Annotated in this window: 20 protein-coding genes, 1 tRNA gene and 3 pseudogenes; 11 read left to right on the plus strand and 13 right to left on the minus strand. The window is 68.6% G+C overall.

From position 1 onward, the window contains the following. On the minus strand, positions 1–1,260 hold the full coding sequence (locus ACFVYE_RS42020; RefSeq protein WP_383969385.1) for a hypothetical protein: 1,260 nt from the start codon (positions 1,258–1,260) through the stop codon (positions 1–3). Beyond that, the gene (locus tag ACFVYE_RS42025) at positions 1,260–2,630 is read right to left on the minus strand and encodes a hypothetical protein (RefSeq protein WP_389608719.1); all 1,371 of its coding nucleotides are present in this window, start codon (positions 2,628–2,630) and stop codon (positions 1,260–1,262) included. Before ACFVYE_RS42025 ends, ACFVYE_RS42020 begins: the two co-directional genes overlap by 1 nt. Before the next feature lie 677 nt (positions 2,631–3,307). Here ACFVYE_RS42025 and ACFVYE_RS42030 point away from each other — a divergent pair. The 4 genes and pseudogenes from ACFVYE_RS42030 (at position 3,308) to ACFVYE_RS42045 (ending at position 6,636) form a co-directional block, all read left to right on the plus strand. After that, the gene (locus tag ACFVYE_RS42030; RefSeq protein WP_383969390.1) at positions 3,308–3,829 is read left to right on the plus strand and encodes a hypothetical protein; all 522 of its coding nucleotides are present in this window, start codon (positions 3,308–3,310) and stop codon (positions 3,827–3,829) included. Positions 3,830–4,052: 223 nt separating this feature from the next. Beyond that, complete coding sequence (locus ACFVYE_RS42035) at positions 4,053–4,421, plus strand: hypothetical protein (protein WP_266798920.1); 369 nt, start codon at positions 4,053–4,055, stop codon at positions 4,419–4,421. A gap of 622 nt (positions 4,422–5,043) precedes the next feature. After that, a complete protein-coding gene (locus ACFVYE_RS42040) occupies positions 5,044–5,583 on the plus strand; it encodes a GNAT family N-acetyltransferase (protein ID WP_389608720.1) in 540 nt (179 codons plus the stop codon). A gap of 76 nt (positions 5,584–5,659) precedes the next feature. Then, positions 5,660–6,636: pseudogene (locus ACFVYE_RS42045) on the plus strand (transposase family protein). Positions 6,637–6,710: 74 nt separating this feature from the next. Here the strand turns inward: ACFVYE_RS42045 and ACFVYE_RS42050 are convergent. Further along, positions 6,711–7,073, minus strand: a pseudogene (locus ACFVYE_RS42050) (GNAT family N-acetyltransferase); the annotation flags it as partial. Between the two features lie 15 nt (positions 7,074–7,088). Next, positions 7,089–7,598 carry a carboxymuconolactone decarboxylase family protein gene (locus ACFVYE_RS42055; RefSeq protein ID WP_383969399.1) on the minus strand — a complete coding sequence of 170 codons (510 nt, stop codon included), beginning with the start codon at positions 7,596–7,598 and terminating at the stop codon, positions 7,089–7,091. A 178-nt stretch (positions 7,599–7,776) separates the two neighbouring features. Between ACFVYE_RS42055 and ACFVYE_RS42060 the strand changes: the two genes are divergently transcribed. After that, entirely contained in the window at positions 7,777–8,250 is a 474-nt protein-coding gene (locus ACFVYE_RS42060; protein WP_383969402.1) for a hypothetical protein, read from the plus strand. A gap of 13 nt (positions 8,251–8,263) precedes the next feature. On the opposite strand, the gene ACFVYE_RS42065 is transcribed toward ACFVYE_RS42060, so the two are convergent. After that, positions 8,264–9,400 carry a glycosyltransferase gene (locus tag ACFVYE_RS42065; RefSeq protein ID WP_389608727.1) on the minus strand — a complete coding sequence of 379 codons (1,137 nt, stop codon included), beginning with the start codon at positions 9,398–9,400 and terminating at the stop codon, positions 8,264–8,266. A gap of 416 nt (positions 9,401–9,816) precedes the next feature. Here ACFVYE_RS42065 and ACFVYE_RS42070 point away from each other — a divergent pair, with 416 nt between their 5' ends. The 4 genes from ACFVYE_RS42070 to ACFVYE_RS42085 all read left to right on the plus strand — a co-directional run bounded on the left by ACFVYE_RS42070 (position 9,817) and on the right by ACFVYE_RS42085 (position 12,074). Continuing rightward, positions 9,817–10,092 carry a hypothetical protein gene (locus ACFVYE_RS42070; protein WP_383969405.1) on the plus strand — a complete coding sequence of 92 codons (276 nt, stop codon included), beginning with the start codon at positions 9,817–9,819 and terminating at the stop codon, positions 10,090–10,092. 155 nt (positions 10,093–10,247) lie between these two features. Next, positions 10,248–10,321 (plus strand) — tRNA-Ala (locus ACFVYE_RS42075). Continuing rightward, on the plus strand, positions 10,285–11,382 hold the full coding sequence (locus tag ACFVYE_RS42080) for an IS1380 family transposase (RefSeq protein ID WP_389608728.1): 1,098 nt from the start codon (positions 10,285–10,287) through the stop codon (positions 11,380–11,382). Before ACFVYE_RS42075 ends, ACFVYE_RS42080 begins: the two co-directional genes overlap by 37 nt. Before the next feature lie 467 nt (positions 11,383–11,849). Further along, on the plus strand, positions 11,850–12,074 hold the full coding sequence (locus ACFVYE_RS42085) for an MbtH family protein (protein ID WP_389608721.1): 225 nt from the start codon (positions 11,850–11,852) through the stop codon (positions 12,072–12,074). Between the two features lie 211 nt (positions 12,075–12,285). Here the strand turns inward: ACFVYE_RS42085 and zwf are convergent, their stop codons facing one another. From zwf to ppgK, 7 genes and pseudogenes are all read right to left on the minus strand, one after another. Then, positions 12,286–13,695, minus strand: coding sequence for a glucose-6-phosphate dehydrogenase (gene zwf / locus ACFVYE_RS42090; protein WP_389608722.1), 1,410 nt, complete (start codon positions 13,693–13,695; stop codon positions 12,286–12,288). Between the two features lie 42 nt (positions 13,696–13,737). Beyond that, positions 13,738–14,439 carry a 6-phosphogluconolactonase gene (gene pgl, locus ACFVYE_RS42095; protein ID WP_389608723.1) on the minus strand — a complete coding sequence of 234 codons (702 nt, stop codon included), beginning with the start codon at positions 14,437–14,439 and terminating at the stop codon, positions 13,738–13,740. A gap of 5 nt (positions 14,440–14,444) precedes the next feature. Next, positions 14,445–15,476, minus strand: a complete 1,032-nt coding sequence (gene gnd, locus ACFVYE_RS42100; protein WP_383969417.1) for a phosphogluconate dehydrogenase (NAD(+)-dependent, decarboxylating) — start codon at positions 15,474–15,476, stop codon at positions 14,445–14,447. Positions 15,477–15,486: 10 nt separating this feature from the next. After that, a pseudogene (locus ACFVYE_RS42105) lies at positions 15,487–16,849 on the minus strand (glucose-6-phosphate isomerase). 45 nt (positions 16,850–16,894) lie between these two features. Next, positions 16,895–17,230, minus strand: coding sequence for a transaldolase family protein (locus ACFVYE_RS42110; protein WP_383969422.1), 336 nt, complete (start codon positions 17,228–17,230; stop codon positions 16,895–16,897). Then, positions 17,227–19,293 (minus strand): transketolase, encoded by a 2,067-nt coding sequence (tkt, locus tag ACFVYE_RS42115; protein WP_383969425.1) that lies wholly within the window; start codon positions 19,291–19,293, stop codon positions 17,227–17,229. Before tkt ends, ACFVYE_RS42110 begins: the two co-directional genes overlap by 4 nt. A gap of 51 nt (positions 19,294–19,344) precedes the next feature. Then, positions 19,345–20,118: a polyphosphate--glucose phosphotransferase gene (gene ppgK / locus ACFVYE_RS42120; protein ID WP_383969428.1), complete on the minus strand. Its 774-nt coding sequence runs from the start codon at positions 20,116–20,118 to the stop codon at positions 19,345–19,347. A 361-nt stretch (positions 20,119–20,479) separates the two neighbouring features. On the opposite strand from ppgK, the gene ACFVYE_RS42125 reads away from it, so the two are divergent. Then, a complete protein-coding gene (locus tag ACFVYE_RS42125; protein ID WP_389608724.1) occupies positions 20,480–21,283 on the plus strand; it encodes a Cof-type HAD-IIB family hydrolase in 804 nt (267 codons plus the stop codon). Between the two features lie 1,020 nt (positions 21,284–22,303). On the opposite strand, the gene ACFVYE_RS42130 is transcribed toward ACFVYE_RS42125, so the two are convergent. Then, positions 22,304–22,804, minus strand: a complete 501-nt coding sequence (locus ACFVYE_RS42130) for a cupin domain-containing protein (protein WP_383979599.1) — start codon at positions 22,802–22,804, stop codon at positions 22,304–22,306. A 121-nt stretch (positions 22,805–22,925) separates the two neighbouring features. Here ACFVYE_RS42130 and ACFVYE_RS42135 point away from each other — a divergent pair, with 121 nt between their 5' ends. Next, positions 22,926–23,465, plus strand: a complete 540-nt coding sequence (locus ACFVYE_RS42135) for a MarR family winged helix-turn-helix transcriptional regulator (protein WP_389608725.1) — start codon at positions 22,926–22,928, stop codon at positions 23,463–23,465. Positions 23,466–23,716 lie beyond the last annotated feature (251 nt).

Consider the following 23,716-nt stretch of genomic DNA (forward strand, 5'->3'; position numbering starts at 1 on the left):
CTAGAAGTCCTCCTCCACGGCAGCGGCGGCGGCGATCTCGGCGAGGAACGGCCCCGGGTGCGTGTCGTCGTACGGCGAGGGCCGCGCCGCGGCCGCCAGCCGCTGCCGGGCCAGGGCGCGGACCGCGTCGCGATGGGCGGCGTCGCCGGGGGCGCCGGGGCCCGGGTCGAAGCCGGGGAACAGGACGCCGACCTCGATGCGCGGCGGCATCGCGGCCGACGGCAGGTCCTGGTCCACGTCAAGGTCCAGGTCCGCGTGGCCGGTCCACAGGTCGTCCCGCAGGACGAGGGGCACCCGGGCCGCCCGGCCGCCGTCCACCCGGACCTCGGCCGCAAGGGGCGCTCCGGCGGCGGGCGCGGCGACGTCCGCGACGACCTCGACCTCGATCCGGCGGCGGGCGCCGACCGCGCGGGCGGTCCAGGACACCGCGTTCTCGGCGGCGTCGACGAAGCCGGGCGGGTAGCGGCGCCAGTCGTTGCTGCCCGAGCCCCGGGTGATCACCCGGCCACCCGCGACGAGCGGATCGCCCGCCGCGAGGGCGTACCCCCTGTGCCGCGCGAAGAGAGTGCCGAGGTCGACCGGCGTACCGACCGGACGGCGCTGGTCCAGGGACGCCCGAAGGTGACGCAGTGACGGGCCGTCCAGTCCGGCGCTGTCGGCCACGTCGTCGATCAGCCGTAGGACGCTGTCCAGGTGGCGCGCCGTATCGGTCGGCTGCGATGGAGCGAGCCACCACCGGACCAACAGGTCGAGCGCCGCCTGATACTCCGCTATCAGTTCGGCCGCGCAGTCATCGGGCTGATCGCCGAAGGCGGTGTCGAACAACTGATGGCACTGGTGGGTGAGCGCGGCCAACTCCAGCCCGAGCACACCCGGTTCGAGCCCTATTACCCCATCCAGGTACGACGCCGGCCACCACCGGGCCGCCCAGTGCCCGAAGGCGAGCCGGGCGGCACCGCCCGCCAGAGTGGTCACCTCCGCCGCCGCCACCGTCACGCCGGCCGGCACCCCCGCCTCGCAGCCGTGCACGGCGGCGGCGACGCGCTCACCGTAGAGCGCCCACAGCCACTGCTGCGCCCGCCCCGCGTCGTGGACCTGCGCCGCCGGCAGGCCCGGAGCACCGAGGGCGGGCCAGGTCAGGACCGCGCCCGCGACGTCGAGAACGGCCCGGGTGAAGGCGGGCCCCGCAGGCTCGTCGCCGACCCGTACGGTGCCGTCCTCGGCTCGCGTGACATGGGTGTCCATGCTGGCCTCGGGCATTACACGCTCCTCGGCTCGGCCGCCGGCGCGGCGGTCGCCGACAGCGTGCGCAGCGCCGAGCGGACCCTGGCGCGGTGGTCCATCATCACCGAGCGGGCGACCCCGTCAAGCAGTGCCCAGGCCGACGCCATGTCGTTCAGCGGCGCGTCGCGGACATCCCGCCCATGCAGCCGCACCCACAGCCGCCGCATGTAGGCGACCCACGGGGTGCGAAGGTCCCGGGCGAGCGCGTCCAGCACGCCGCCGTCCGGGTCGGGGCAGGGAGAAACGGTCATCCTGCGGGCGCGGAGGACAGATGCCTCCCGTTGCCAGCGGCTGTTGACGGCGCGGTGCGCCGCCGTCCGCCCCGGCACGGACTCCCCGATGCCTAGCGGATCCAGGCCGACCGCGAGTCGACCGCCGAGGACCACGGCAACCCGCAGGCTCTCGTCGTGCAGGCCGAGCGGAGCGCAGCTGCGGCCGACCTCCCGCCGGACGAGCTCCGGCACCGTCGGCAACTCCTCGCGCCGCACCGACGACTGCAACACGACGAAGAGCCGCTCGAAGAGCGTGCGGTCCAGCGGCGCCGGAAGCGTGGCGGTCGAGGCACCCCGGCCGACCTCCGGTCGCGGCGGCACCTGATGCTCGGTCAGTTTCAGATGCGCCGGCAGATCGTCGCGTCCCCAGACACCGCTCGCCTGCGCCCACAGGGCTCGGCCGAGCAGGCTTCCGTATCCACCCTCGACCATGGCCTCAAACGACGACGAATTCCTCTCCGGGCTTGGCGCCCCACAGGCTTCGAGAACCGCGGCCGCCGCATGGGCTGCCACGCCGGCGTCACCGGCCGGGGCCGTCTGACGGCTCTCCCAGGCGGCGGCCAGGTCTCCGTCGAGCCGGGAGCGCCGGGCGGCGTCGGCCAGATGGTCCTTCAGCGCCTCCACCGTGCGCCCACCGGCGGCATTAGCCACATCCGCGAGGGCGGCCCTGGCCACTGCTTCCGCACCGGCTGAGGGCTCTCCGTGCTCGGTGGCCAGCTCGAAGCAGAGCTGGAAGTACAGGTCCTGGGGGTTGCCCGCCACGATACCCAGCGCCCGGCGGGACTTCTTGAGCAGTGTGAACCACTGCGCCGTTGCCGCAAGGCGCGCGCCGGCCTCCCGGATCAACGCCTCGAGGCGCGCGGCCTCCCGCGGGTCGAGGAAGTCGGCCGCGAGTTCCGGACGCAGCGACGGCCTGACCACCAGCGGCAGCACGATCAGCTTGACCGACCGGGTCAACGGCGCACCACCGGGGCCGCTCAGCGAATCCAGCCCTGGCCCGAGGCCGCGCCAGGCCCTGTCGATGACCATGGCGCGCGGACAACGCTCGCTGGTCGGCTGGCTCAGGGGCGGCATGGCACGAGACTACGGTGTCCGGGACACCCGGGCGAACCTGGGATCGGTAGGTGCCATCGGCCCCTACCGTCCACATCGTCAGGCAGGGCCGGCGGCGAGGAGGGGACCATGGCCAAGACGACGATCCGTACCGTCCGGCGCGCTCGGCAGGTATGCGTGGCCCGGCTTCACCACAGCCGGTGCGCTGTCGGCCCGGAGACCCCGAGCAGGCCGAACTCGGTTACGGCACCGACCCGGTCACGTTCGAGACCGTATACGCCGAGGACCAGGTCCGGTCAGCCCTCAGCCCTCAGTACCCGCCGCGATCTCGACAGCGCCGCACGCGGCATCCGGGCCGAGGCCGTGGTCGCCGCCGTCTCGTCTCTACCGGACGCCGAGGACGAGGTCGCCCTCCGGCCACCCGCCAACCCCGGCGCGCCGGGACTGACAGCACCAGGAGGAGCGAACGTCATGGGAAGCCTCAAAGAGCGTCGCAACAGCCGCGAGGAGCGGACCACCGAGATCGCCAAGAGGGTGGCAATCGGCAAGGGTGCTCACGGTCGGCCCACGCGCGCGCCGCCGTCCACCTCACCGCCGGCGCGGCCATGGATCAGCGGGACACAACGGACCGGACACGAATTGTGCGCAACTCATCAGGGCCCGGCTACACGGCCCACCTTCGACTCACCGGGGTTCCCATGCATGTCCGTGCCTTCGCCTTCGCCGTCACCTGCGCCTTGATGCCGCTCACCGCGTGCAGCAGCGCGTCCACCGGCAGTTCTCAAGCCAGTAGCGCAACGGCCACTCCCACGACGCCGCTTCCCGCCACCGATACCGTCGCCGTCGTCGCGTGGTTCAAGGACAGCCGCCACCACACGGGCCTCAAATCCCTGGACGGGGACCTGTCCAGATATACCGCCGGCTCCGCGGCCTCCGACGCTGGCATCGTCCTGAGCGCCTGCAACGAACTCGCCCACGACGTCCGCATTCTCAAGACCTTCGAGCCCATCCCCGACGCACCTGCCCAAGCCTCGTGGGTCTTGGCCCTCGCCGACCTGGAGCAGGGCTCAGCCGACTGCGCCAGCGGCATCCTCAACAACGACACCGCCCAGAGCGCCAAGGCCAAGTCAGAGATCAGCAAGGGCAACAGCGAGTACGCCGCGGTCGTCGACCGACTCGGCACCATCCTGGGGGTGCACCCCACAAGCTCACCGACATGAACGCCCGAAGCCGTCAGCACCCGTCCCGTGCGCCCCGGAAGAGGACCCGGCAGCCCCAGCGAACCGAGTCGGCATGGCCTCATCCTGCGTGCCGCACAATTTATTGCCGGGGCACAGTGGGGTGTTCGTCATCCGCTGCCCGGTGCCGGGGCCGTATCCGACGACTCGGCAGGCTGATGTCCGTGCCTGTCCACGAGGGCGTGTCAGACCGCATAATGCGGCGATGAGGAACCACGTCGTTCTCGGCTGCGGACTGCCCATCGAGGAGCGCATCAGGCAACTCGCCGAGGGGTGGATCCGCGACGGTCGTGACCCCGACCATCTGGTGACCGGCAAGGCGTTCTTCGCGGTGTATTCCTGGTACTCCCGGCACTGGGCCGACCATGACATCGCGTGGTCGGAGTTCGTCGCCGCCTCGTACGACTTCATCGGCGGCAGCGACGGCTGGAAGGCCATGCTGCGTGAGCGGGCCGCATGCGAGAGCTGCCGGGACATATACCGGCTGGAGAACATCGGGCTGTGCACCGGATGCATGCGGTACACCTGCTACGCCTGCGGCGCCCACGGTTCCTGCGTCGGCGAGATCGTTTGACCAACGCCGACCCGGCCCGCCCCGGTCCGGGGCATGAGAAGGTACGGGGTCCTCGGAGGCGTTCGGACCGTCCGACGCCGAATCGCCGTGTGTGGAGCCGCTGTGACAGTGCCTCCGGTACAACCGCGTCACGCCCTCCTGCCCGACCGTGAGCGTTCCCGCGCAGTGCTCGTCGGCTCCAGCGTCGGCCTGCGCCACTGGCCTCCCCTCCGGCAGCCGGAAGAGCTGACCGCCCGCCTGGCACAGGCGCTCACTCCCCCCCGGTCCCAGTGGAGCGTTCCACTGGAAGAACACCACACTGCTGCTCGGCCCGGAGCGCCCGGCCGACGTGCTCGACGCCCTGCGGCACGCCGCCGAAGCGGCATCGGACGTGCTGCTGTTCTGGTACGCCGGGCCTGGCTCGACCCCTGGACCACCCTCCAACGCTGCTGGCGAGCCTGGACCAACGCACCCCCGCCACTCGAACTCCAAGCCCTGATCAACGCCGTCGGCGCAGGCCACCCACTTGATCTCCACTCCCCGGCTTACGAGTTGCCGCACGATAACGATGCGATCTTGATCGTGTGGGAGCCCGCGACTTGTGTGCTGGTATTTGGCGATGCTGGCCTGACAGGATCGGCTCGTGATCAAAACCCCGGTAACTATGCGCGAGCTCGTTGTCAGGGACCGCCACGCTGTACATGCCTTCGCCAGCCTGCCGGAGGCTTGCCGCTACCAGGCATGGGGGCCGAACACCGAGGAACAGACGCGGGACTTCGTCCAAGGCGCGGTGGATGCCCGGTTGCAGTCCCCGCAGACAAGATTCGTGTATGCGGCCTGCCTCGACGGTGAACTCGTCGGTATCGGCGAGCTGAAGGTCCGTAACCTGGCCCACCGCCAGGGCGAGATCTCCTATCTCGTGCATCCTCGGGTGTGGGGGCGAGGCGTGGGCACAGTCATCGGCAGGGAACTTCTCGGCAGAGGGTTTGGGCTGATAGGACTGCACCGGATCTATGCGACCTGCGATCCACGCAACGTGGCATCGGCCCGGGTGCTGGGCAAGCTCGGCATGACCCACGAGGGCCGACACCGGCACACCGCGCTGATCCGGGACGGCTGGCGTGACTCCGAAGTCTTCAGCATCCTCGACCAGGAATGGGCGCACCGGCCCGAGCCTGAATGATCGGGGTATCGGTGGTCAGGCTCCGGCAGCCACCCTCGTGCCAAACGGCAGAGAGCTGTGCTGAATCATCGGGAGTGTGAAGTCAAGTTGGGCCCGCGCGGCCTGCTCTGATTCTGCCCTGTGCGGGATCTCGAAGGCACACCTGGGTGCGCTGATCACCGAGTTGGCCGGGCCGTGGACCGCAGCCGAGACTCTGCGCTGGCCCAACGGCGTGGCCATGGCCGACTGCGGGCGGCCGGGGCTGGGCCGGATCACCAGTTGGTCTTCGTGGACCGGGTGCTGGTGACCTTGGTGGTGTTGCGCTGGGCGCTGTCGCACAGGGTGCTCGCGGCGCTGTTCGGAGTCTCGCCCTCCACAATCGACCGGGCGGTCGGCGAGGTGCGCCCGTTGCTGGCCGCTCGCGGCTTCGCGGTACCGGATCGGCCCGGGATCAGGCTCAGGACCCTTGCGGACGTGTTCGCCTATGCCCAGGCCGAGGGGATCACGTTGCGGATCGACGGTACCGAGGTGCAGGTACGCCGCCCGAAGGCGGGGCGGCCGGGTCGTAAGGCGTTCGTGTCGGGGAAGAGGAAGCAGAACACCGAGAAGGCCACGATGATCAGCGACGAACAGGGGCGGGAGCTGTGGCTCGGGGCGATTCGCCCGGGCCGGATGCACGATGCCACCGCAGTGCGCACCGAGGGCATCGAGGAACAGTTGCGGCTGCACCCGAACGTGAAAGCCGAAGTCGATTCCGGCTATGCCGGCCTGACCCGCGACTTCCCCGGCCAGGTCAGCGCCCCGCCCAAGAAGCCAGCGGCGGACGCCGGGCCGTCCGAGCGTAACTTCTACGACCATGCGCGCCGTCGCCAATCCCAACGGCGGATCATGGTCGAGCATGCCAACGCAGAGGTCAAGCAGTGGCGGTCGCTGCAACGCTGGACCGGCGAACGCGACGACCTGCCCGAGGTCATCACAGCAATCGGCGCCCTAGTTTCCGACCGCAGCGCCAAACGCCCGACCCGGAGCAGGCCGAGCGTGGAACTCGACCTCGTCCGCGAGACGGCCTGCTGATCTACCCCCGAGCCGAACCGCCAGGCCAGCACGTCCCAAGCCCTATCGTGCGGCTACTCGTTAACAAACCACCGCTAGTCCTCGACCTTGCTGCGGCTCTGATAGGCGAGGTCCTGATAGTCGGGGTGCCGGACCATCCAGGCGGTGATGAACGGGCACACCGAGAGCACGCGCAGCCCGTCCGCCCGCGCGGCATCCAGGCCCGCGCGGGCCAGCGCCGAGCCGACGCCCTGTCCGTTGAACTCCGGGTCGACCTCGGTGTGCGTGAAGACGACAAGCGCGCTCTCGCTGGTGCGCAGGTACTCGGCGAAGCCGGCGAGCTGCCCGTCCACGCGGGCCTCGTAGCGGTGCGTGTCGGGGGAGTCAGTGATTTCGATAGTCATCGTGAGCCTTTCGGGCCTGGGGTCCGGTGTCCGGCCATGCGGAAATGTAGGTGCGAGGAGTTCGTACGGTCACCTGGGCGCCGGCTGTGGCGTGGCGGTCTGCCGTACGGGGTGCTTGCTAAGGATAGAGACCCGGTTGAAGGTGTTGATGGTGATCGCCGCCCAGATCACGGCGGAGATCTCGGCCTCGGTGAAGACCTCCCGGGCCGTCGCGTACGCCGACTCCTGCGCGGCGGCGTCGTCCAGGTTCGTCACCGCCTCGGCCAGGGCAAGTGCCGCCCGCTCCCGTACGGTGAACACCTCCGTGTCGCGCCAGCCCGGCAGGACTCCCAGGCGCATCGGGGACTCCCCGGCGCGCAGGGCCGTCCGGGTGTGGGCGTTGAGGCAGAAGGCGCAGCCGTTGAGCTGGGAGGCGCGGATGTTGACCAGTTCCAGCAGGGAGGGTTCCAGGCCGGCCGCGACGGCTTCAGCATGCACCGCCTCGGCGGCGCGCCGGAACGCCTGGTACGACTCGGGCGAGGCCTTGTCGATGTAGACCCGTCGGGCACCCTGCTCCTGTACAGCCGTAGCGTCACTCACCGCTCTGCCCCTCCTTTGCTTGGGCCGCCGGCTGATCGGAACGGCGACCCCAAAATCGTTCGGTTTAATATTCAATCACTTTTAGCGGGAGAACCAAAGGCAGACCCCAAGAGATCCCGAAGGGGCCGCGATGAATGAGAGATGAACTTGCAAGACGGGTGACGGAACGGGTGACGGGATGAGCCGGGACCTGGCCGGATCCGGCGGCCGTGCAGGTGCTGCCCGCCCGCGAGGTGCCGCTCGGCAGCCGGACATCCACGGCCGCAGCCGCCCGCACCCCCCGCCCGGCACCACCGGACGACGTCCGGAACCGAAACAGCGCAGACGAGGACTGATCGGCAAATGGCAGGACCAGCCCGCCAACCCCTCCATAATCAAGGCGGCTGACCGGCTGGGCTACGACCTCAGCACCCACCGAGCCCAGCAGATCACGCTGGAGATGCTGGACTGGGCCGACACCGTGCTGACGATGGACGCCGCGGTCCTCGAAACGCTCCGCACGATCTGCACCGAGGACAACGCACAGAAGCTCGGCCTGTACCTCGGCAACCGCGACGTCCCCGACCCGATGGGCCAGGGCGACGACGTGTTCAACGATTGCGCCGTGCTGATCGAGACCGGCACGGCCCTGCACTTCGGCCGTCTCCCGTAACGCCCCGCGCCGGTCAGCCGGACGCAGCGGACAGGATCACGTCCACGAGCCTGTCCGCCGCGTCAGGCCTCCCGTGCGCACGGGCCCGTTCCGCCATCGCCACCCGCCGTACGGGGTCGGTGAGCAGCGGGCCGGTCGCGTCCTTGAGCCGGTCGGCGCTGACATCACCCAGCAGGGCCACGGCCGCACCGGCCTCTTCGAGGTGGCGGGCGTTGTGCGACTGCTCGTTCCCGGCCGAGGTGGCGAGCGGGATGAACACAGCCGGTTTGCCCAGCGCGGTCAGCTCGGCGAGTGTCCCGGCGCCGCTACGGGACACCACGACGTCGGCCAGTGCCAGCACGTCGGGGAGCTCCGGGCCGACGAACCCGGCGAGGTAGTAGCGGCCCGCCAGCTCCGGCGGCGGACCCGTCGCGTGCTGCCGCAGGCCCTCGACGTTGGCCGGCCCGCACTGGTGGACCACGTTCGCGCGCTCCAGCAGCCACGTCAGCGAGTCCCGCACGACGTCGTTGATCTGCTGCGAGCCCTGTGCGCCGCCGGTGACGTACACGGTCGGCAGACGCCGGTCGAAACCGTGCAGCCCCAGCGTGGCAACCGCCTTGTCCGCATGGCCGGTCAGCACCGCGAGGCGGACCGGATTTCCGGTGACGACCGCAGCGCCCCGCACCGACTCCGGCAGGAGTGGCAGCGATGATTCCGACGACACCGCGATCCTCGTCGCCGAGCTCGCCAGCTTCCGGTTGGCCAAACCCAGCCGCACAGTCTGCTCGTGAAGAACCAGCGGGCGGCGGCACATACGGGCGGCCAGACCAGCAGGGACAGCCACGTAACCGCCAGTGGCCAGCACGACGTCCGGCCGGAAGTCAGCGACGACCTTCCGAGCCTGCGCCACCCCGAGCGGCACCCGGGCCATGTCCCGCACGTTCGCCGGCGACACCATCTTGAGCGGATTACTGGAACGTCGGATCTTGCCCGTGGCGACCGTAGAAAAGGCGATGCCCTCGGCCGGTGCGACACGGGCCTCCAGACCGTCCGGCGTCCCGATCCACAGCGCATCGAGCTGTCTGCCCTCCGCCGCAAGCCGGTCCTGCAACGCTCGAATTGCGGTCAAGGCGGGATAGGTGTGGCCCCCGGTGCCTCCCCCCGTGACGATCAGGCGGAAGGCACGAGGAAGAGGGGAACCATTGTTCACCCGGCGCACCCTATTGGTTGCGATCACCCCATGACGGCCACTTCTGGCCGTTCCACCGCCGCCCGTCACGCAGTCCACACGTCCGGGCCTCAGCCGCGCCACTCGACCAGCCCGGACCGTGCGGCCTCCACCTCGTCCAGCCCCTCCAGCCCGGCCCGGCGCAGGAACTCGACCAGGTCGAGGTCTTTTCCGATCTCTCATGAGTAAGCATTGCCTCTGAACTGCACCTTTGCGTCGTGTAGGTGTCCGTGACGTTGTGTGGCTCTGTCCACGAGAGCGGATTGCTCACTTCCGTGGAGGACTGACTGAATGTGACGTCAGTGATGTGTGGTGGGATGGCCGAAGTCTTTCGTTGACCTGCTGGAAGGACCGCCGTTATGCCCGTGTACTCGTCTCTGACTCGTGCCCTGGCCGAAGCTTTGGTCGATGTCCTGTGGTTCATCGATGGTAGTGAAGACGGGCAGATGGACCCGGACGACGCAGTCAAGGTCTTCGAGGGCGTCGCTCACCTGGTCAGCAAGCTGTCGAGCGATCAACGGAACGAGTTGATAGATCTGCTGGGGACGATGGCGGAAGCCGAGTCCGACCCTGCGCGGCGCGAGTTCCTGGAAGGGTTCTCGGAGGGCTTCGGGCTCCGTGATGATGCGGTCTGACCCGTGGCTCACGAGTAGAGCAAGACGCGCTTTCAGAGGAGAGCGAAGCCGACCCGGCCGATCATCTGTGACTTGCCACGCCAAGTAGTCGCTCGTCGCGTCTGACAATTCACGAGCAGCGTGGTGAGGACAGCTCGTATGATCGCGAGCGGGATGGGGCTCGTAGCGCAGCGGTTGTCGCGCCTTCACCGCATGTGGGAGGACACCTGTTCGAATCCGGTCGGCCCCATCCCACCCTGCGAGTCACGGCTGGCGGTGCCCCCTGATCTCAGTGATCAGGGGCTCCATCACAGAACCGTGCCAGGACCGAAACTCATCGATGTCGGCTCCACCCACAAGCGGGTCTACGGCCGGGCGAAACAGGGCGCCGAGTACGGCCGGTTCAAGGGCATCCGCACCCTGCACCCGCTGCTCGCCACGGTCTGCACCCCACAATCGAGACCGGTGATCGCCGGAGCACGGATGCGACGCGGCAAGGCGGCAGACTCCAGAGGCGCCCCGAAATTCGTGAGCGAGGCCCTGGCCACCGCCCGAGAGGCCGGCTGCACCGGGACCCGTATCCTGCGGGCCGACTCGCAGTTCTACGACGCCGCGGTGATCGCTGCATGCCGCCGGGCCGGCGCCCACTTTTCGATCACCACCGGGATGAACCCCTCCATCAAACAAGCTGTCCACAGCATTCCCAACCATGCCTGGCAACACATCAGTTACCCGACCGCGGTGCCCGGCCCCGAGACCGGTGAACTCATCTCGGACGCCGAAGTCGCCGAGTTACCCGAATACACCGCGTTCGCGAGCCGCAAAAGGAGTGACCGGGTCACCGCCCGGCTGATCGTGCGCCGCGTCCGCGACCTCGCCAAACCCGCCATCGTGGGTGAGCAGGGCGAACTGTTCCCCGTCTGGCGCTACCACCCGTTCGTCACCAACAACCCCGCCCAGACGCTCCAGGCCGAGCGGGAGCACCGCCACCACGCCGTCGTCGAGCAGGTCATCGCCGACAGCAAAGCCTCAGCCCTGGCCCACCTGCCGTCGGGACAGTTCAACGCCAACGCCGCCCGGCTCACCCTGTGGGCCATGACCTACAACCTGCTGCGGGCGGCCGGCGCACTGACCTCCACCTTCCACGCCAAGGCCACCACCGCCACCCTCCGCACCCACCTGATCCACGTCCCCACCAGGATCGCCCGCTCCGCACGGCGCATCACCCTGCACCTGCCCCACAACTGGCCTTGGCAGCACGCCTGGACACACCTCTTCGACACCGTCCACGGCCCACCCGAACCCGCCTGACAGTCCCTGACCACCCCGCCCGCCAAGGCCTGACCGGAGTTGATCACGTGGAAAAGCTGGGCAGACCAGCGGCTACCACCCGCCCATCCCCAGCCATCGACCCCAAACCGGGCCAGAAACCGGAACCAAGATCACTTTCGATCCGGCCACACCAACATCGCCGCCGGACTCCGCAAGATCGCCCGCCGCCCCTACGAACGCCCCCTGGAACTGCTCGGCCTCAGCTGACCTGCACCTCCCCTTGATCAAAAGACTTTGCAATCGCCCTGCACCGTACCCGGACAGGAATCAACGCGATGCCACGAACGCGAGATCAACCGATTGCCACGGTGAAGAACGAGGCCCGACCTGAAAACTGCCCCCCAGTTGCCTGTGGTTGTACCCTCGGTCATTCCCCGCTGTCATTACGCCCACGCATACCGAATCCATTCTGCCGAATGAATTCCCCGACGCGGAAAGAGTGTGACGTGGCGAGTCCGTTTGACGACGAAGAGGGAATTTTTCTTGTTGTTACGAACGATGAGAACCAGTACTCTCTGTGGCCCGACTGGCGCGAGGTTCCCGTCGGCTGGCGAACCGTCTCCGGCCCGGACAGCCGGCAGAACTGCCTGGCCCATATCGAGCAGAACTGGACGGATCTGCGCCCCGCCAGCCCTGTACCGGCCGAGCGGACCGCCGCGGGTGCCGTCTGACGCGTCAACGTCCGGACGGTACCCCTATTCCCCCAGAAGCTCATGGTGCCCGAATCCGCGGAGCTCTCCGCGCCTCGACTCACATTCACGCGCACCCTGTCCATGAGGAGTTGACGTCGTGTCTCAGTCAATGAGCCAACCCACGCCGGAGCTGATATTTCAGCGCGCACGGCTCACCGCGCGAGATCACCGGGTCCGGGTTACGGCTGTGTCAGTCGGGAAATCTCGTCGGCAGCCATGGTTCGTGCCATTGCGGATATCCGACGACGAGCTTGCTCGCGCCCGCCGGTCCCCAGGTCCCCTGCCGGTAGTGTTCGGGGTCGCCGGGCGCCTCCAGCAGTGGCTGGACGATTCGCCACGTCTCCTCCACCGAGTCCTCCCGGGTGAACAGGCTGGCGTTGCCTTGCATTGCATCACTGAGCAGGCGCTCGTACGGTTCGGGTGCCTCACCCAGCTCGGCCGCGAAGAGGAGGTCGAGGTCCACCAGCTGCGTGTCCTGCTTGCCCGGCTGCTTGGCCTGGATGCGGAAGTTCATGCCAGGGCTCGGATCGATCCGCAGAATCCACTGGTCGGGCTCGGGCGCGAACCGCTCCGCGAACGCAAGCCGCGGCGGGCGCTTGAACATGATCCGGATCTCGGTCACTCGCTCGGGGAGCGACTTGCCGGCGCGGATGAAGAACGGCACCCCGGACCAGCGCCAGTTCTCGACCTCCAGCCGCAACCCGACGAAGGTCTCGGTGCGCGAGTGCGGCCGCACGCCGGGGACCTGCAGGTACCCCTCATACTGCCCGCGGACGTAGTGGGCCGGGTCGGCGTCGGGGATCGCCCGGAACACATCAACCCGCCGGTCTCGGAGCGCGTCCGCATCGGCGGCTGATGGCGGCTCGGACGCCACCAGGGCAAGCAGCTGCAGCAGATGGTTCTGCACGACGTCGCGGAGCGCGCCGACCGGGTCGTAGAAGTGGCCGCGGTCCTCGACCCCGAAGTCCTCAGCCATGGTGATCTGCACGCAGGAGACGTGGTCGCGGTTCCACACCGGCTCGAACACGGAGTTGGCGAACCGCAGGAACAGGATGTCCATCGCCGGCTCTTTGCCGAGGAAGTGGTCGATCCTCAGCAGCTGATCCTCGTCGAGGAGCTGACGCAACTCGGCGTTGAGGGCGCGCGCCGACGCGAGGTCATGCCCGAACGGTTTCTCCACGACAACCCGGGCGCCCTTGGTCAGCCCGGCGCCTGCCAGGCCCCCGACCACCCGGGCAAACAGCGACGGCGGGATCTCCAGGTAGAAGACGGGGCGCCGCTTGCCGTCGACCGCCCGGGCGAGGCGATGGAATGTCTCCTCGTCGGTGTAATCGCCCTGCACATAGCTGAGTCGGGCGGCGAACCGGGCAAAGACGCTGTCGTCGAGCGGCTCGCCCGCTGCCTTGATCGCCGCGCGGGCATGGTCACGCAGCGCGTCGTCGGACCAGCCGTCGCGCGCCACTCCGACGATCGGGCAGGTCAGCAGCTTGCGTCGCTCAAGCCGATAGAGCGAGCGAAACGTCATCTTTCGCGCGAGGTCGCCAGTGATCCCGAAAATGACCAGCACGTCGGCGGGAACGTTCGACGAGTTCAAAGCCATCTGATCCCCCTTACGGGGTCGGCACGGCAAAAGGGTCGGGCGTCATGGTCCTGCCGGCGACTGGGCACCGGCGCGCCGAGGGCCCTGGTCGGCCGCCGCCGCGTCCGCGAGGACGAGCGACGCCGCCGCCTCGACCCAGCCGGCGGGAATCGACCGGTCTCCCGCAACGAGCCTGGAGAGCGGTTCGCGCTTGTCCGCTCCGGTGATGAGCCAGAGCACTTGCTGGGCGCGGGCGAGCGCAGGATAGGTGAGTGTCATGCGCTGGTGGCCCATGTAGGGCGCCGTCAGGGCCACCAGCCGGTCCGAGACTTCGAGCACCGGATCCCGTGGCACCAGCGAGGCGGTGTGCCCGTCCGGGCCGAGGCCCAGGTGAACGAGGTCGAAACGCCCGGGCAGCGACCGCCCGTAGGCGGCGGCCGCCGCGTCAAGGTCGGCGTCGTTCACGGGCATCGCGATGACCTCGGCCGGGGCCGCACCGAGGCTCTCCCGCCGGTGGGTGAGGTTGCGGTCCAGGTCGCTGTCGGGCGCGACCCGCTCGTCGACCTGGAACACCGCCGCATGCTCCCAGGGGACGTGCTCATGTGCGAGCCGCGCGAACATCGCCCATGGCGTGTGCCCCCCGCTGACGGCGAACGTGAATCGGCCGTGGGCTTGCACGCAGGCCTGGGCCAGCCGCGCCACGAACGCCGCCGCGGTGCCGGCGACCGCGTCGGAGTCGGCGACGACTTGGAGTTCGTGATGCACAGCCCTCAGCCCTTCTTTTCGGCGTGCCCGCCGAACTCCGAGCGCATCGCCGAGAGGATCTTGTCGGTGAACTCCCCGGCCTCCCTGGACTCGAAGCGCTCGTAGAGCGAGGTGGTGATGACCGGTGCCGGGACGCCTTCGTCCACCGCGGCGAGGACGGTCCAGCGGCCTTCCCCGGAGTCGGAGACCCGCCCGGCGAAGCCGTCGAGGGAGGGCGAGCCGGCGAAGGCGTCGGCGATCAGGTCGACCAGCCACGAGCCGACGACCGAGCCGCGCCGCCAGACCTCGGCCACCTCTCCGACGTCGATGTCGTACTGGTAGGCCCACTCATCGCGCAGGGGCGTCGTCTCCGCGTCGACCTCCTGCCGGCCTTTGCCGGCGTCCGCGCGCTTGATGATGCTGAGGCCCTCGGCGATCGCGGCCATCATCCCGTACTCGACCCCGTTGTGGACCATCTTCACGAAGTGCCCGGCGCCGTTCGGCCCGCAGTGCAGGTACCCGAGCGGGGCGGTGCCGTCGGTCCGGGTCCGGCTCGGCGTCGGCTCGGCGCAGCCCTCGCCGGGAGCGATCGTCTTGAAGATCGGGTCCAGATGGGCCACGACCTCGTCCTCGCCGCCGATCATCAGGCAGTAGCCGCGCTCCAGGCCCCAGACCCCACCGCTGGTCCCGCAGTCGACATAGTGCAGCAACTTGCCGGCAAGACGCTTGGCGCGCGTGATGTCGTCGCGGTAGTAGGAATTGCCGCCGTCGATGAGGATGTCGCCGGGCTCCAGCAGCGGCTCGAGCTGGTCGAGGATGGAGTCGACGATCGCAGCCGGCAGCATGAGCCATAGGGCCCGTGGCTTGTCCAGTTTCGCGACGAAATCCCGGAGTGAGTCTGCGCCCGTCGCGCCCTCGCCGGCCAGTTCGGCGACGGCGGCTGCGTTGACGTCGGACACGACGCAGTGGTGGCCGTCTCGCATCAGCCGACGCACCAGGTTCGCCCCCATCCGGCCGAGCCCGATCATCCCGAGCTGCATGGGCTTGTCTGTCGCCATGTGATGCCTCCTAGTCCTTGAGCGTGCGGTAGTGCCGGATCAGCGCGTTCGTGGACGAGTCGTGGCCGAGCTCAGGCGCGGTCGCGCTCTCGAGCTCCGGGGTGATCGCGACAGCAAGCACCTTGCCGAGCTCGACGCCCCACTGGTCGAAGGAGTCGATCCCCCAGATCGTCCCCTGGGTGAACACACTGTGCTCGTAGAGCGCGACCAGCGTGCCGAGCAGGTACGGGGTGAGCACCTCGGCCAGCAGCACGTTCGTCGGACGGTTGCCCTCCATCACCCGGTGCGGCGCCACGTCCTGAGCCGTCCCCTCTGCGCGCACCTCGTCCTCGGTCTTGCCGAAGCCGAGCGCCTGGGCCTGGGCGAAGACGTTCGACGAGAGGATGTCGTGGTGCCTGCCGAGCGGGTTGAGCGAGCAGTCCCATCAGGACCGGCAGGTTCTGTTCGAACGGCGCGGTGCGGAAGTGCGTGTCCATCGCGTGGAATCCGGCGAGGAGATCGCGATAGTTGTCGGGGCCGACAGCGAGCATCGTCGAGAGACCGATCGCGGAGTCCATCGAGTAGCGCCCGCCGACCCAGTCCCAGAAGCCGAACATGTTCGCGGTGTCGATGCCGAACTCGGTGACCCGTTGCGTGTTCGTGGACACCGCCACGAAATGCCGGGCGACCGCCGCCTCGTCACCGAGCTGCGCCAGGACCCATTCACGTGCAGAGCGGGCATTGGTCATCGTCTCCAGCGTCCCGAACGTCTTCGAGGCGACGATGAACAGCGTCTCTTCGGCGGCCAGATCACGGGGCGCCTCGACAATGTCCGTCGAGTCGACGTTGGACACGAACCGGAACGTGAGATCGCGCCGGCTGTAGTGGCGCAGCGCCTCGTAGGCCATGACCGGCCCGAGGTCGGAGCCGCCGATGCCGACGTTGACGATGTTGCGGATCGGCTTGCCGGTGGCGCCTTTCCAGGCGCCCGAGCGGACCTGGTCCGCGAACGCCGCCATCCGGTCCAGCACCTCGTGCACCTGCGCGGCGATGTCCACTCCGCCGACGACGAGCGAGGACTCCCTCGGCATCCGCAACGCCACGTGCAGCACCGGCCGGTGCTCCGAGACGTTGATCCGATCGCCGGCGAACATCTGGTCGATGTGCTCGCGCAGTCCCGATTCCTCGGCAAGCTGGAGCAGCAGCCGCAAGGTCTCGTCGGTGATCCGGTTCTTCGAGTAGTCCAGGTACAGCCCGGTGGCCTCGGCCGCCATCCGCTCGCCGCGTCCCGGATCGGCGGCGAACAGCTCGCGCAGGTGGCGCCCGGCGATCTCGGAGTGATGGCCCGCGAGCGCCTTCCACGCAGGACGCTCGCGCAGCGCGGTCGATGGCATGGCTTGCTCCTCTGATGGGTTCAGTCCGGCCGCTCGGCGCCGAGGTCAGGCCACGGCCTTGCTCTGTACGTCGATTCGCTCCATGAGGTCGCTCCAGGCCGCGACAAAGGACTTGGCGCCTTCGCTTTGCAACGTGGCGGCAAGCGCCTTGACGTCGACGCCCGCGCTCGCGAAGCGGGCCAGCATTGCCTCGGATTCGCCCCCGTCCGACGGCAGCGCGGAGCCGATCGCCTTGTCGAAGATCGAGGGGTTGGAGGTGAAACCTGTCACCGAGTACTGGTCGATGTAGTGCTGGATCTGGCCCGTATCGAGCATCGAACGGGTGATGCTGTCCAGCCAGATGCTCTGGCCCTGCTCATGGAGCGCCTGGGTTACGTTCACGCCTGCTCCCTACCGGCGGCCACGCACTCGCGGGCAACCTGGGTGACCTTCTCGGGAGTGAAGCCGAATTTGGTCATCAGCATTTTGAGCGGCGCCGATGCCCCGAACGTGTGCATGCCGACGACCGCGCCGCCGTCGCCGACGTAACGGTCCCAGCCGAGGGTCGCCGCCTGCTCGATGGCGACCCGGGCCCTGACCTCGGGCGGGATGACCGAGTCGCGGTATTCCTTGGGCTGGCGGTCGAACAATTCCCAGCAGGGCATGCTGACCACGCGAGCCGCGAGGCCCTCGGCGGCCAGCTCGTCACGGGCCGCGAGCGCGAGTTGCACCTCCGACCCCGTGGCGAGCAGGATGACGTCGGGCTTGCCGTCCGCCGCGTCGACCAGAACATAGGCTCCCCTGGCCACCCCGGATGCGGCCCCCATCTCGGAGCGGTCGAGGGTGGGCAGTGCCTGACGGGAAAGGACCAGCACCGCCGGCTCGTGCCTGAGCGCGGCGACGACCCGCCAGGTCTCGACGACCTCGTTCGCGTCGCCCGGGCGGAACACCAGCAGCCCCGGCATCGCGCGCAGCGACGCGAGCTGCTCGACCGGCTGGTGGGTGGGGCCGTCCTCGCCGACCCCGATCGAGTCGTGGGTGAAGATGTGCACGACCGGGATCTCCATCAGCGCTGAAAGCCGGATCGCGCCGCGTGCGTAGTCCGAGAAGATCAGGAACCCCGACCAGTACGGGCGCAGCTTGGTCAGCGCCATCCCGTTCGTGATCGCGGTGGCGGCGTGCTCGCGGATCCCGAAGTGGAGGTTGCGCCCCGAGCGGTCATCAGCCTGGAAGTCGCCGGCGCCGGAGAACGTGAGGTTGGTCTTGGTCGACGGCGAAAGGTCCGCCGACCCGCCAAGCACCCACGGCACGGCTTGGGCAAGCGCGTTGAGCACCTGGCCGCTGGAGTCACGGCCGGCGATGCCTTTAGGGTCGGCCGGGAAGGTCGGCAGCGCCGACTCCCAGCCCTCCGGCAGGTCCCGCCGCTGGATGCGCCCCAGCTCGTCGGCGAGCTCGGGATGGGTGGTTGAGTAAGCCTCGATCCGAGCCTCCCAGCTCGTCCGGGCTTCGCGACCGCGCGCGCCGACGCCTGCGGCGAAGTGCTCGTAGACGCCGTCGGGAACGAAGAAGTCCTTGTCTTCCGGCATCCCGAGGAAACGCTTGGTCGACTTGACGCCCTCCACGCCGAACGGCGCGCCGTGCGCCTTCGGGGTGTCCTCGACCGGTGACCCGTAGCCGATGTGGCTGTGCACCACGATGAGCGTCGGGCGCTCATTCTCGGACTTGAAGGTGTGCAGCGCGCGGGCCACGGCGTCGAGGTCGTTGGCGTCGGCCACGGTGGTGACGTTCCAGCCGTAGCCGATGAACCGGGCCGCCACATCCTCGGTGAACGCGATGTCGGTGTGGCCCTCGATCGTCACCCGGTTGGAGTCGTAGATCCAGCAAAGGTTCGACAGCCGCTGGTGGGCCGCGAGCGAGGCAGCCTCCGAGGAGATCCCCTCCATCATGCAGCCGTCGCCGGCCATCGCGTACACGTCGAAGTCGAAGACGGTGAAGTCGTCGCGGTTGTACCGGGCGGCGAGCCACTGCCCGCCGATCGCCATCCCGACCGAGGTCGCAACGCCCTGGCCGAGCGGGCCGGTCGTGGTCTCCACGCCGCTGGTCCACCGGTACTCCGGGTGCCCGGGGCAGCGCGAGCCGAGCTGGCGGAACGTCCTGAGGTCGTCGAGGGTCACGGCGTGTCGGCCGAGGACCTCGTAGTCGGGGTCGACAGTCTGCACGCCGGCGAGGTGGAGCAGCGACCAGAGCAACGCGGAGGCGTGTCCTTCCGACAGCACGAAGCGGTCGCGGTTGGGCCAGATCGGGTCGGTCGGGTCGAAGCGCAGGAAGCGTTGCCAGAGTGTGTACGCGACCGGGGCGATTCCCATCGGTGTCCCCGGATGGCCGGAGTCGGCCGCCTGGATGGCGTCCATGCACAGAGTGCGGATCGTGTTGACGGAAAGTGTTTCCAGGTCGTTGTTGCTCAATGCGAGCCTCCCTGAAGGTGCTGCCCCTGCGCTCATATCGAGCGCGGCAGACTAGGGTTGAGCTTTCCCGGCCGGGGCGAAGAGCGCCGCGCCGACAATGCCCGCATCGTTCAACAGCTGCGCCGGCACGATCTCGGTCCTGAGCTCGATGTACGGCAGGAACTTGTCGGCCTTCTTGCTGACGCCGCCGCCGATGACAATCAGGTCGGGCCACAGCAGCCGCTGGACGAGCTCGAGATACGTCTCCAGACGGTGCGCCCATTTCTTCCAGGACAGGTCGTCGTGCTCGCGCACCGACTCCGCGGCCCAGTCCTCGGCATCCCCGTGGTGTAGCGGCAGGTGCCCCAGCTCGCTGTTGGGCACCAGGAACCCGTCGGAGAAGACGGCGCTGCCGATGCCGGTGCCGAGCGTCACCATCACGACGACGCCCTTGCGTCCCTTGCCGGCGCCGAAGCGCATCTCGGCGATCCCTGCCGCGTCGGCGTCGTTCACCACCCTCACGTCGCGGCCGGTCGCTCGTGCGAAGAGCTGGGCCGCGTCCGTCTCCATCCAGGCCGGGTCGATATTGGACGTCGTCTGGACTCTGCCGCCCCGTATGACTGCCGGGAGCGTCAGCCCGACCGGTCCTGGGACGCCGATCTGGGAGAGCACCTGCACGACCACGTCCGCGACTGCACCCGGGGTCGCCGGATGCGGGGTCGGGATCCGCACCCGCTCACCGATGAGGCTGCCGAGCTCGAGGTCGACCGGCGCTCCCTTGATACCGGTCCCGCCGATGTCGACCCCCAGCACGTGGGCCGTCTTGTCCAGACTTGCCTGCGCCACTGCCCGCTCCCCTCAGGGGCTGGCCCAAAATGTGTTGTGTGAATTTTGGACGTCAGGCCCCGTATGGGCTTCGCCATATAATTCTTAACACTCGCACATGTCCCTTATATTCGCCACATCACTCTTATAGGGTTATATCGAAGCCCAGGGGGTACATCCAAGCATTGCGCGCCCTCAACGGCATTGACCTTCCCCTCCGTTCGAGAGGAACGCAACTGCATCTCATATCGACCGCGACGGTAACCTCCAGCAACTTTCGGAAACCAAGCCGACCGGGAACCCATCCCACAGGTCCCCCGCATCCATGAGCCGCTGCCTCTCCCCACCCGGACCGGCCGCGACCAGAGCTTACGGAGGCGTGATGCCAACCCGCCCGATCCGCCTGCTTCTTGCCGACGTCGACGGCACTCTGGTCACGAGCGACAAGGTCCTCACCGACCGCGCCGTCCGTGCGGTCCACAAGCTCTACGACGCCGGCGTCCTCTTCGCGGTGACCAGCGGGAGACCGCCCCGCGGCATGTCCATGATTATCGAGCCCTTGGCGCTGGCCACTGAACTCGCCGCCTTCAACGGTGGTCTCATCGTCAACCCGGATATGACCGTTGTCGAGCAGCAGGTCATTCCCGCGGAGGTGGTGGCCCCGGTCGTCGCGCTGATGGAGTCGTTCGGCCTTGGCGTCTGGATCTACCGGGGTGCCGACTGGTACGTCCGCGACGTGAAGGGGCCGCACGTGGATCGCGAGAGCTGGACGGTGCAGTTCGCGCCCACGCTCGTTCCCGGCTTCGACGGGCTGGAGCAGGGCACCGCCAAGGTCGTCGGGGTCAGCGATGACCACCAGGCCGTCGAGACGGCCGCGGTCGCAGCTCGCGCGCAGTTCGGCGAGCATGTCTCGGCCGCGCGCTCGCAGCCCTACTACCTCGATGTGACCCATCCGCAGGCCAACAAGGGGGGTGTCGTCAAGTACTGGTCCGCCAAGCTCCAGATTTCCCCCGAACAGATCGCCACGATCGGCGACATGCCCAACGACGTACTGATGTTCGCCCACTCGGGACTGTCCATCGCGATGGGCAACGCCAGCCACGAGGTCCAGCGCGCGGCGAGGCGGGTTACCACGAGCAACGAGGAGGAGGGCTTCGCGAACGCGGTCGAGCAGTTCATCCTGTGACCCGTGTCACCGCATGCCCGGGCCTGGCTGCCCTCAGCCTGAGACCTGGCCCAAGGAGGAGGACCGTGAGCGTCGAGCATGAGAAGCAACGTGCCGCCGAGGCTGCGGCCGAGCTGGTAGAGGACGGCATGACCGTCGCACCGGCTCGACCGTCGCTTACCTCCTGCCTGCGCTGGCCCGCCGCGGTCTGTCACTGCGGTGTGTCGCGACGTCGCCGCGGACCGAGGAGGCGGCCCTGATGCTCGATCTGCGGGTCGAACCGTTCAGCAGGCGTTCGATGCGGTGCACGGCCGCGGTGCCCGGGTTCAGGATGAACGGGAACCCCAGAACTGCGGCTCCGGCAAGGAGACCATGCACGGGCCACCCCGTCCACGCCCACACCGCCAGAGCGACGACGGCGGCCGTGAGGACCAGGTGCCGCCAGCGGTTCTGCCATTTCTCCGGCAGGTCAGGCCGGGCACGCCGGATGCGTTCGGCCAGGCGGGAGTCGGGCTTGACCGGGTCCGGTACACGACCGCGGAACTCACGGACGGCAGCAACAACGGCCAGTGACAGGCCGCGCGAATAGGGCTTGGCACGGGGCAGAAGCGGCCACGCGGATCACCATGTGCCTCGGCTGTCGGCCATCGTCGTGACCGGGCTTGGCCTAGGCTGAGCCAATGTCCGACAACGGCGCACCACCGAGCGGCTCGGGCACTGAAGAGCCTGGCGTTGACGCGAAGCTGCCCGCAACCCTGCATATCGCCGGGGTCGCGTTGATACGGACGGAGAGCCCTCCGCGGCCGCCATTGGAGCCCGCATCGCCGGCGAGGCCCGCCGGGATACCGAACTCGGCGACCTGCGCGGCCAGGTGAAGGACCTGAAACGCGAGTGGACTCAGCTCCAGGGCCACCTCGACGCCGCGGCCACGATCGCCGCCCTGCACCATGAAACGCGGGCCTCTGCGAAGAACTCGCCGGGCGGGGCGCCATCGTTGCGCGCGACGAACGACGTGCCTCTCGAACCGAGACGATCGGGCGATCAGTAACGCTGACGGGCCCGCCGCCACGCGGCACTCTCCACGAGGAAGTTGTCGAAGCGCTCTTGCGAATCCAGGACTTCCTGTGGATCGGCCGTGCCCTTGCGGACACGGTCCAGCAGCCGGAAGTAGTCGAAGCGCTCGACGCCCGGGGTGATGACGATCAGTACGTCGGCGTCCGCATCGGGTTCGGCGGCGAAAGCGTGCGGCAGTCCTGGCGGCACGAGGAGGAAGTCCCCTTCGTCCGCAGTGATCACACTGTCCCCGGCCAGCACCTGAAGCCGGCCGCCGAGCACGAAGAAGAGCTCGGCGGATCCGGTGTGGTGGTGCGGTGAGGCTCCGTCGGCGCCCGCGGTCAGAGTCACCCGTTGGGCGCTCAGGGCCCCGCCGGTGGTACTGGCGTCGGCAAATAGCCGCACGGTGCTCTCAGCGCTGCCCAGCACCTCGGCCTCGGCATCCCGGACCAGAATTCCGCCCTGAACATTGGGAGTGATCAAGGACATACGCCCCTCCATTCGTAGAACCGCATCCGGCCCCGGACACGAGCCGGGAACGGATCGACAGAAGTAATTCTCCATCGAATAGTACGACAGCTAACTATCAGCCGTCGAATAAGATGGAGGCGTGACCAAGGGAGACGTGACCAAACAGAGCGCGACTACCGAGACGCGCCGGAACCCCAGAGATGCGGTCGACCAAATTCTCGACCAGTGGCACAAGGAACGGCCGGACCTGGACCTGTCGGCGATGGGGGTCTTCGGACGGCTGGGCCAGCTCTCACTCCTCCTCACCCCCGCCCTCGAAGGAGTCTTCACCCGACACGGCCTGCGCCGCGGCGAGTTCGACGTCCTGGCCGCGCTGCGCCGCTCCGGGCCCCCGTACACCCTGATCCCGTCCGCCCTCGCGAAGACCCTGGTGCTCTCCCGCGCCGGCATGACCAACCGCCTGGACCGCCTGGAGGCAGACGGCCTGGTGGAACGCCGCCTCGATCCCACCGACCGCCGCAGCTTCCATGTCGCACTCACCGCCCGCGGCCACAAAGTCGTCGACGCCGCGGTCACCGACCACACCGCCAACGAATCCCGCCTCCTCTCCGCCCTCACCCCCGACGAACGCGAAACCCTCGACCACGCCCTGCGCTCCCTGCTCCAGGCGATCGAGTAGAGCCGAGCGCCCCCTGCGCCGACACTGTCGCCAAACACACCTCAGAGATGGGAGGGACTCCAGGGCCCCTGCTGTTCCCGGAGCCCCGTCTCGCCGTCGACCGTGATCTGCTCACTGTGCTCGCGCGGCACCGGCCTGTCCGCACCTTCGCGCTCCACCCTGCGGGGCTCGTAAAGTCATCGCCGCAGGTCGGGACCGGTAGAGCGTTCTCGGCTGGGACCATGTCGGCGTGATCATCTCGATGCTGTACA

Source organism: Streptomyces sp. NPDC058239 (assembly GCF_042882185.1).
Classification (GTDB): domain Bacteria; phylum Actinomycetota; class Actinomycetes; order Streptomycetales; family Streptomycetaceae; genus Streptomyces.